We start from the raw sequence: 8,191 nt of genomic DNA, 5'->3' as shown, positions 1-8,191 counted from the left end.
CCTGGGCCACCCGCGGCCCGGCCGGCCCCCAAATGCCCCCCTGGCTACACCCCCCCCCCCCGCCCCGGCTGCGCCGGGGCGGCGGCGGGAGCAGGAGCAGGAACGGGAGCCTGGCCGTCGGCCGGGGTCGGGGGGTTGGCTTCGTTTGTCATTTCTTCGCCAGCACTCCGGCGACCTTGCTGACGGGCTCGGCGAGGCCGTCTACTACTGCGCCCAGGGCCTTCTTCTCGGGCTCGGTGGCGGTGTAGGGCTTGAAGCCGTCGCCTTCGCGGTACTTGTCGAGGGACGCGAAGACGGCCTTGAACTGGGTGTCCAGCTGGGTGACGAGGGCCGCGTCGCGCTTCTGCAGGGCGGGGCGGAGGGCCTGGATCGCGGCCTGGGAGCCTTCGACGTTCGCCTGGAAGTCCCAGAGGTCGGTGTGCGAGTAGCGGTCCTCCTCGCCGGTGACCTTGCCGGTCGCGACCTCGTCGAGCAGTTCCTTGGCGCCGTTGGCCAGCTGCAGCGGCGTGAGCTTCACGGTCTTCGCCTTCGCGACCACCGTCTTCACGTCGGCCAGCAGCAGGTCGGCGTACTTCTCCATGCCCTTGGTGGTGTTCGAGACCCAGAGCGCCTGCTCGATCCGGTGGTACCCGGTCCACTCCGTCCCCGGCTCGACGTCGTTCACCCGCGCGTCGATCTTCGGGTCCAGGTCGCCGAACGACTCCGCGACCGGCTCGATCCGCTCCCAGTACGTCCGCGACACCGGGAACAGCGCCTTCGCCTTCGCGACGTCGCCGGCCTTCACCGCGGCGACGAACTCGGTGGTCTTCTGCTCCAGCGCGACCGCCTGCGAGTTCACGTACCGCTGGTAGCTCTCGGTCGCCTGCTTCAGCGCGGTGTCGGTGTCGACCTGCGCCGGCGCGTCGCCGGTGACCGTGAGGTCGCCGCGGATCCCGTCGCCGACCATGCCGGGCTTGCAGACCGCCTGGTACTTGCCGGTCGGCAGTTCGACGATCAGGTCCCGCTTCAGGCCCGGCCCGATGTTCTCCACCTCGCCCATCACGCGGTCGCCGTCGGCGTACACGTAGAACTCGGTGACCTTGCTGCCGGCGTTCTCCACCGAGAACGTGCTGGTGCCGGACTTGACGTCGCGGCGGCTCAGGTCACAGCCCGAGTCGGACGCCTTGACCGACACCGGGCCGGTGCCGTCGTCCTTGGCCGCCGGCTCCTCCTTCGCACACGCGGTCAGCGCGGCGAGGCCGAGGACGACACCGAAGATGGAGGCCCGACGGGCCAGAGTCGTGCGCATGGTTCTCCTGGGGATTCAGGCCGCTTTGTGAGCGGTCGTCGCCGGTACGGCGGGCGGTGCGGAGCTCTTCACCGGGCGGAAGTAGAGCACCATCACCGGGACGAGATAGGCGACCCACGCGATCGCCTCCAGCACCGACGGTGCCGGGTTGAAGTTGAAGATGCCCTTGAGCAGGACGCCGTACCAGCTGTCCGGCGGGATCACGTGGGAGATGTCGAAGGCCAGCGTGTGCAGGCCGGGCAGGATGTTCGCCTCCTGCAGGTCGTGGAAGCCGTAGGCGAAGATGCCGGCCGCGACCAGGATCAGCACCGCGCCGGTCCACTTGAAGAACACGGCCAGGTTGATCTTCACCGCGCCCTTGTAGATCGCGAAGCCGAGCAGCACCGAGGTGGCGAGCCCGAGCAGGACGCCGACGAACGGCACGGCGGTGGTCGCGGTGGCGGCCGACGCGTACACGATGAACGCGGTCTCGATGCTCTCCCGGAACACCGCCAGGAACGCCAGGATCACGACCGCGCGCGACCCCACCTCGAGCGCCTGGCCCATCCGTTCCCGGAGCTCCTTGGCGATGCTCCGGGACGCCTTGCGCATCCAGAAGATCATCCAGGTGACGAAGCCGACCGCGAGGATCGACATCACGCCGCCGACGGTCTCCTGGGTGGTGAAGGACTTCGCGGTCAGCGCGGTGACGAACTGGAGCAGACCCCAGGCGGCGACCGCCACGGCAAGCGCCGTGGCGACACCGATCCAGACCAGTTTGAGTCGATCGCGATGGTCCGACTTGACCAGGAAGGTGGCGAGGATACTGACGACCAGCGAGGCCTCGAGTCCTTCACGGAGTCCGATCAGGTAGTTCGCGAGCATGGCGGGACTCTCTCATAGCATTAGGTACGGCTAACCTTCCTGAGGTTAACCTAAGAAGTCCCATTCGCCTACCGTGACGTACGCCGCACTGTGGCCCGGGCCCTCGCCGAGGCGGGACTCGATCAGCTGCAGGCTGCCCGCCGTCCACACCGGGCTCTCGTAGGTGTCGAAGATCCGCACCCACCTGGTGACGTCGACCGGCCGCCGGAGCCGCGCGAGTGTCAGGTGCGGGTTGAACTTGCGCCCCTCGACGGTGACACCGGCCCGGTTGGCGGCGGCCCGGGTGGTCATCGACAGGTGCTTGAGCGACTCGGTCTCGTCGCGCACCCCGGCGTACAGCACCCGGGCGTCCGGCACCCCGGGGAACGCGCCGGCGCCGGCGAGCCGCAGCTCGAACGGTTTCTGCCGCTTCGCGGCCCGCTCCAGCCGCTCCTCCAGCTCCTCGGTCTTCCAGTCCGGCACCTCGCCGAGGAACGCCAGCGTGAGATGCCAGTGGTCGTCCGCGGCCCACCGGATGTCGTCATCCGGGTGCTGCCGGCGCGGCTCGACGAACTCGCTCAGATCCTCCACTACTTCGATGGGTGGCACGACGGCCACGAACAATCGCATCCGAAAAGCGTATCGGTGGTGGAAACTGTTTTCTGTGGAACACCGGCTGCCGTCACCTTGTGTGGTGATCCTGGCCGGTCCGGGGGCGTCGGGGAAGTCGACGTGGGCGGCGGAGCGGTTCGCCGCCGACCTGATCGTTTCCAGCGATCGGTTGCGCGCGTTGGTCGGGGCGGGTGAGGACGACATCGCGGCGAGCGCGGACGCGTTCGCTTTGCTGGACGTGGTGGTGCGGCAACGGATCGGGCGGCGGCTGACGACGGTCATCGACACGCTGGGGCTGGATGCCGAACGGCGCAGGCGATGGCTGGAGCTGGCTCGGGATGCCGGGATGGCCTGCGTCGCCGTGGCGTTCGACACGCCGGCAGAGGAGTGCCGGCGGCGGAACCGGGAGCGGGCCGAAAAACGTATTCCTGCGGATGCTCTGACCAGCCAGTTGCGGTCGTGGGCCGTGGCGAAGAAGGAGTTGCCGGGCGAGGGATACGACGACGTACTGGAGCCGACCGCGGCGCGGGTGGTGCCGACCGTGTTCGTCGAGTCGACCGCGGCGCAGGCGCGGCAGTCAGAAGCTCCGGTCGGGTTGCGCTTCGGGTTGCAGTTGAGCAGCTACACCCACCCGGCGGGACGCGCGGGGATGGCGGAGTGGGTACGGCAGGTGGCGGAGCGGGCCGAGGCGGCGGGGTTCGACGCGATCTACGTGATGGACCACTTCCGGCAGATCCCGCAGGTGGGGCGGGCCTGGGAGGACTTCCTGGAGAGCTGGACGACGCTCGGCTATCTCGCCGCCTGTACGACGCGCGTCCGGCTGGGCACGCTGGTCTCGGGCATCACGTACCGCAACGTCGCGCACCTCGGGAAGATCGCGGCGACGCTCGACGTGCTGAGCGGCGGGCGGGCCGTGTGCGGCGTCGGGCTCGCGTGGTTCGAGGCCGAGCACAAGGCGTACGGCTGGCCGTTTCCTCCGGTCGGCGAGCGCTATGCCCTGCTCGAGGACGCGTTGCGGTTGCTGCCGGTTTTATGGGGACCAGGCAACAAACCGTTCCACGGCAAGCTCCTCGACGTACCCGACACGACCTGCTATCCGCGTCCGCTGCAGGAACATCTTCCGCTGCTGGTCGGCGGGAGTGGACCGCGGACGCTGCGGCTGGCGGCGCGGTACGCCGATGCGGTCAACGTCTTCGGCGACGTCGCCGCAGTCCGCAAAGCAGCCACGCGCCTGGGCGACAGACCAGTAGAGCTGACCCATCTGTCCACAACCTTGGTGGGCAAGGATCACGAGGATCTCGACCAGCTGATTCGCACGCTCCGTCCGCGGAACGTGAACCCGGCGAAGTACGCGGAATCGGTCAACGCGGGCACGACGGACGACCAGATCGGCCGGTTCCGCGAGCTGTCCGAGGCCGGGGTGGCCGAAGTGATGATCAGCCTCCCCGACCTGGACACCATCGACACGGTGGCTGACGTGATCTCAGCGTTTCGGGTGTAGCTCCAGCTTCAGCAGGGCGTTCTCGATCAGCTCGGGCATCGCCGGGTGGATCCAGTACTGGCCGCGGGCCATCGTGTACGCGTCCAGCCCGAAGCTCATCGCCTGGATCACCGGCTGGATCACGGTCGGCGCCTGCGGGCCGATGACGTGGCAGCCGATGATCTGCCCGCTGTCCGGGTCGGCCAGGACCTTCGCGAACCCGGTGGTGTCCTCCATCGCCCAGCCGTACGCGATGTCAGCGTACCGCTGAACCGCTGCCACATAAGGGATTCCACGGTCCCGCGCCTGCTCCTCGGTGAGCCCGACGGAGGCGATCTGCGGCGAGCTGAACACCGCGTGCGGGACGAACCGGTGGTCGGCCTCGATCCGGTCGTCCGGGTTGAGCAGGTTGTGCTTGACCACCCGGGCCTCGTGGTTCGCGACGTGCTTGAGCTGGTGCGGGTTCGTCACGTCGCCGAGCGCGTAGATGCCGTCGACGGTGGTCTGCTGGTACGCGTCGACGACCACGCGTCCCTCGCGGTCCACCTCGACACCGGTGGCGTCCAGGTTCAGCAGGTCCGAGTTCGGCTCCCGGCCGACGGCGACGAGGAGCTCGTCGACCTCCAGCTCGTCGGAGCCGTCCGGGTGCAGCATCCCGAGCAGGATCGAGCCGTCGTCGCGGCGCGCGACCCGGATCGTCTCGTGGTTGAGCCGTACGTCGTACTTCGCCCGCGCGATCTCGGTGTAGCGCGCGGCGATCTCCGCGTCCTCGGTCCGCAGCAGCTCGCCGGAGCGGGCGATCACCGTCACCTCGACGCCGAACGACGCGAACACGTGCGCGAACTCGGCCGCCACGAACCCGCTGCCGATGATCGCCAGCCGGCGCGGCAGCTGCTCGAGCCGCATGATCGTGTTCGACGTGTGGAACCCGGTCTCCGCCAGGCCCGGGATCGGCGGCACGATCGGCCGGCTGCCGCTGGCGATCACGTACCGGTCGGCGCTGAACACGCTCGACGAGCCGTCCTTGCCGTCGACGGTCAGCTCCTTGACGCCGGTGAACCGCCCGGTCCCGTCGTACACGGTGACGTTCGCGTTGTCCGGGTTGTGGTGCCGGTACTCCGAGCCGCCGGCCGCGATCGGGTCGATGCGGCCGAAGATCCGGTCCCGGACCTCGGGCCAGCGGACGCCGAGCAGCTGCTCGTCGATGCCGTACCCCGAGCTCACCGACGGGGTCGCGGCCACGTCGGCGGCGTGCACGAACATCTTGGTCGGGATGCAGCCGACGTTCAGGCAGGTGCCGCCGAACGTACCGCGCTCGACGATCGCCACCTTCCAGTCGGCGAACCGCCGGTTGACGATGGTGTTACCGGAGCCGGTCCCGATGATGGCGAGGTCGTAATGGGTCACGCCTCATTGTGACCCTGACCGCCAAGACCCGCCCACCAGGGAGGATAGGACGAGTGACACGCGGTGAGCTGACGAGCACGAACGGGACGGTCGTCTGGGACGGCCTCGGCACCCTCCGGATCCGGTACGACGCGACGCGGAGCGGGTTCCATCCGCTCGCCGGCGCGGTCCGGGCCCGGCTGGGTGAGCGCGTGTTGCCGGTGGAGGCACTGCGATCGGTCGAGGTGACCGGGACCGGGGCCCGGCTCGTCCTGCGCGAGGGCGCCGACCCGCTGCAGTCGGTGACCCGGCTGATCGACGTCTACGACTTCCCGGGTGTCGACCTCGACCTCGCCGGGGACATCGCCCGCGACGTCGCGCAGGTCCTGGTACGCCGCGACGTACCGGCGACCGCCGCCACCGCGTGGCTGGTCGCACCGCCGGGCGCGCCGGACCAGTTCGAGGGGCACGATGCGACGCTGGTGGTCGCGAACGGGCGCCTCACGTTCACCTACCGCCGGTCCGCGGGCCGGAAGAAGAAGGCGCTCGGCGACCTCTGGTCGGTGCCGCTCGACGAGATCGTCGACGTCGAGTGGATGCCGGAGCAGGGGCGCCTCGGCGCGCGCGGGTTCCTCCGGATCGCGACCGCCGCGACCCCCGACGTACGGCCGAAGCCGAGGCACGACCCGGCGACGATGGTGAGCCGGCGGCACACGGACGTGGACGTGCTGTTCTTCGCGACCCGCCTGCTGACCCGGATCAGGCCCTAGGCGACCTGCGGCCCTACCGCCTTCTTGGGCTCCGCCTCGGGTGCGCCGTCCAGGACCGCCTTCTCGCCGAGCAGCTCGGTCTGCGGCAGCACCTCGAGGCGCGGGCGCGGCAGCAACCGCGGCCGGATCGCGAGACCACGCCGGCGGGAGAAGTACAGCACCGAGCCGATCGTGCCGAGCACGGTCAGCCCGCCGCCGACGATCAGCGAGTAACGGGCGCCGAACTCCTGCCCGACCCAGCCGATGAACGGCGAGCCGATCGGCGTACCACCCATCAGAACGGTCATGTAGAGCGCCATCACCCGGCCGCGCATGGTCGGCTCGATGCTCAGCTGCATCGTCGCGTTCGCGGACGTCAGCATGGTCAGCGAGGCGAGCCCGACCAGCGGCAGCACCAGCGCGAAGCCCAGGTAGCTCGGCATCAGCGCACTGACCACCTCGGCGACGCCGAAGGCCAGGGCCGCACCGATCACCAGACGGGCGCGGATCCGGACCCGGCGGGCGGCCAGCAGGGCGCCGGCCAGCGAACCGATCGCGAGCACCGAGCCGAGGATGCCGTACTCCCCCGCGCCCTTGTGGAAGACCTGCGTCGCCATCAGGGCCGAGGTCAACTGGAAGTTCAGCCCGAACGTGCCGGCGAAGAACACCGCCACCAGCACCATCATCAGGTCCGGTCTGCGCCACAGGTAGCGCATACCGTCGCGGATCATGCCCTTGTCCCGGGCCGCGGGTTTCGGCGTGTGCAGCTCGCCCACCCGCATCAGGCGCAGCGACAGGATCACGGCGGAGTAGGTGAACCCGTTGATCAGGATCACCGGTCCCGTGCCGATCCAGTTGATCAGCAGGCCGGCCAGCGCCGGGCCCAGCAGCCGGGCGGCGTTGAACGACGCGGAGTTGAGGCCCACCGCGTTCGACAGCTCGTCGCGGCCGACCATCTCGACCACGAACGCCTGCCGGGTCGGGGCGTCGAACGCCGTGCCGACACCGAACAGCAGGGCCAGCAGATACACGTGCCACGGCTGGACGACGCCGGCGATCGTGAGGCCACCGAGGACCAGCGCGACGGACGCCATCGCGATCTGGGTGACGGTCAGCACCTGCCGCTTCGGGAAGCGGTCGGCGACCAGACCGGCGTACGGACCCAGCAGGAGGGCCGGGAGGAACTGGAGGCCGGTGACGATACCGAGCGCCGTCCCGGAGTGGGTCAGCTCCAGGACCAGCCAGTCCTGGGCGACGCGCTGCATCCAGGTGCCGACGTTCGACACGATCGCGCCGGAGGCGTACAGACGGAAATTTCGGACTTTGAACGCACGGAAGGTCGGGCTCATCGAGCCGCCAGCCGTTCGAGAACAGGGGCTGCCTTGCGCAGGATGTCGCGCTCCTCGGGGGTCAGTTGCTTCAGCTTGGTCTGCAGCCACTCGTCGCGGCGCCGGCGGTTCGCCAGGATCAGCTCGTCGGCCTTGGCGGTCAGCTCGACCATGATCTGGCGCTTGTCGGTCGGGTGGGGCCGGCGGGCGACCAGGCCCGCCTCCTCCATGTTCGTCACGATCCGCGTCATCGACGGCGGCTTCACCTGCTCGTGGGCGGCGAGCTCGCCGATCGTCATCGCCTCGTGCTTGGACAGCGCGCCGAGCACGCTGAGCTGGTTCGCGGTGAGGTCGTGACCGGGCTCGCGCTGCCGGCGGATCTGCCGCGACAGCCGCAGGGTCGAGGACCGCAGCGCACTCGCCAGCCCGACGTCACTCTTCACCTGCTGCGCTACGACTTCGGGCATGTCTTTACCTTAACTCATTACCTTTGCTAACTAAAACT

8 protein-coding genes are annotated in these 8,191 nt (G+C 69.3%); 2 read left to right on the top strand and 6 right to left on the bottom strand.

Going from position 1 to position 8,191, the window contains the following annotated elements; genetic code table 11:
* Positions 1-148: 148 nt before the first annotated feature.
* From efeO to thpR, 3 genes are read right to left on the bottom strand one after another with little or no spacing between them, the layout of a single operon-like run.
* Positions 149-1,288 carry an iron uptake system protein EfeO gene (gene efeO, locus ABZW60_RS31540; RefSeq protein ID WP_355482985.1) on the bottom strand — a complete coding sequence of 380 codons (1,140 nt, stop codon included), beginning with the start codon at positions 1,286-1,288 and terminating at the stop codon, positions 149-151.
* Positions 1,289-1,303: 15 nt separating this feature from the next.
* Positions 1,304-2,152, bottom strand: a complete 849-nt coding sequence (gene efeU / locus ABZW60_RS31535) for an iron uptake transporter permease EfeU (RefSeq protein WP_355482983.1) — start codon at positions 2,150-2,152, stop codon at positions 1,304-1,306.
* A gap of 45 nt (positions 2,153-2,197) precedes the next feature.
* Positions 2,198-2,761 carry an RNA 2',3'-cyclic phosphodiesterase gene (gene thpR, locus ABZW60_RS31530; protein WP_355482981.1) on the bottom strand — a complete coding sequence of 188 codons (564 nt, stop codon included), beginning with the start codon at positions 2,759-2,761 and terminating at the stop codon, positions 2,198-2,200.
* A gap of 34 nt (positions 2,762-2,795) precedes the next feature.
* Here thpR and ABZW60_RS31525 point away from each other — a divergent pair, with 34 nt between their 5' ends.
* Positions 2,796-4,244 (top strand): LLM class flavin-dependent oxidoreductase, encoded by a 1,449-nt coding sequence (locus tag ABZW60_RS31525; protein ID WP_355482979.1) that lies wholly within the window; start codon positions 2,796-2,798, stop codon positions 4,242-4,244.
* On the opposite strand, the gene ABZW60_RS31520 is transcribed toward ABZW60_RS31525, so the two are convergent.
* On the bottom strand, positions 4,227-5,630 hold the full coding sequence (locus ABZW60_RS31520) for a mycothione reductase (RefSeq protein WP_355482977.1): 1,404 nt from the start codon (positions 5,628-5,630) through the stop codon (positions 4,227-4,229). The two genes, ABZW60_RS31525 and ABZW60_RS31520, sit on opposite strands and share 18 nt — an antisense overlap.
* 53 nt (positions 5,631-5,683) lie before the next feature.
* On the opposite strand from ABZW60_RS31520, the gene ABZW60_RS31515 reads away from it, so the two are divergent.
* Entirely contained in the window at positions 5,684-6,379 is a 696-nt protein-coding gene (locus ABZW60_RS31515) for a DUF4429 domain-containing protein (RefSeq protein WP_355482976.1), read from the top strand.
* Here the strand turns inward: ABZW60_RS31515 and ABZW60_RS31510 are convergent.
* Both ABZW60_RS31510 and ABZW60_RS31505 read right to left on the bottom strand, forming a co-directional pair.
* Positions 6,376-7,707 carry an MFS transporter gene (locus ABZW60_RS31510; RefSeq protein ID WP_355482974.1) on the bottom strand — a complete coding sequence of 444 codons (1,332 nt, stop codon included), beginning with the start codon at positions 7,705-7,707 and terminating at the stop codon, positions 6,376-6,378. The genes ABZW60_RS31515 and ABZW60_RS31510 overlap by 4 nt on opposite strands.
* Entirely contained in the window at positions 7,704-8,153 is a 450-nt protein-coding gene (locus ABZW60_RS31505; protein WP_355482972.1) for a MarR family transcriptional regulator, read from the bottom strand. The genes ABZW60_RS31510 and ABZW60_RS31505 overlap by 4 nt, the downstream gene beginning before the upstream one ends.
* Positions 8,154-8,191: the final 38 nt, after the last annotated feature.

The organism is Kribbella sp. NPDC003557, assembly GCF_040610805.1.
GTDB lineage: Bacteria > Actinomycetota > Actinomycetes > Propionibacteriales > Kribbellaceae > Kribbella.
The sequence above is the reverse complement of the archived record's forward strand: the minus strand, read 5'-3'. Positions and strand labels throughout refer to the sequence as shown.

What these genes read in the sequence shown, in the direction of transcription:
- efeO (WP_355482985.1), bottom strand. Translation starts at nt 1,288, where the DNA reads ATGCGCACGACTCTGGCCCGTCGGGCCTCCATCTTCGGTGTCGTCCTC.
- efeU (WP_355482983.1), bottom strand. Translation starts at nt 2,152, where the DNA reads ATGCTCGCGAACTACCTGATCGGACTCCGTGAAGGACTCGAGGCCTCG.
- thpR (WP_355482981.1), bottom strand. Translation starts at nt 2,761, where the DNA reads ATGCGATTGTTCGTGGCCGTCGTGCCACCCATCGAAGTAGTGGAGGAT.
- ABZW60_RS31510 (WP_355482974.1), bottom strand. Translation starts at nt 7,707, where the DNA reads ATGAGCCCGACCTTCCGTGCGTTCAAAGTCCGAAATTTCCGTCTGTAC.
- ABZW60_RS31505 (WP_355482972.1), bottom strand. Translation starts at nt 8,153, where the DNA reads ATGCCCGAAGTCGTAGCGCAGCAGGTGAAGAGTGACGTCGGGCTGGCG.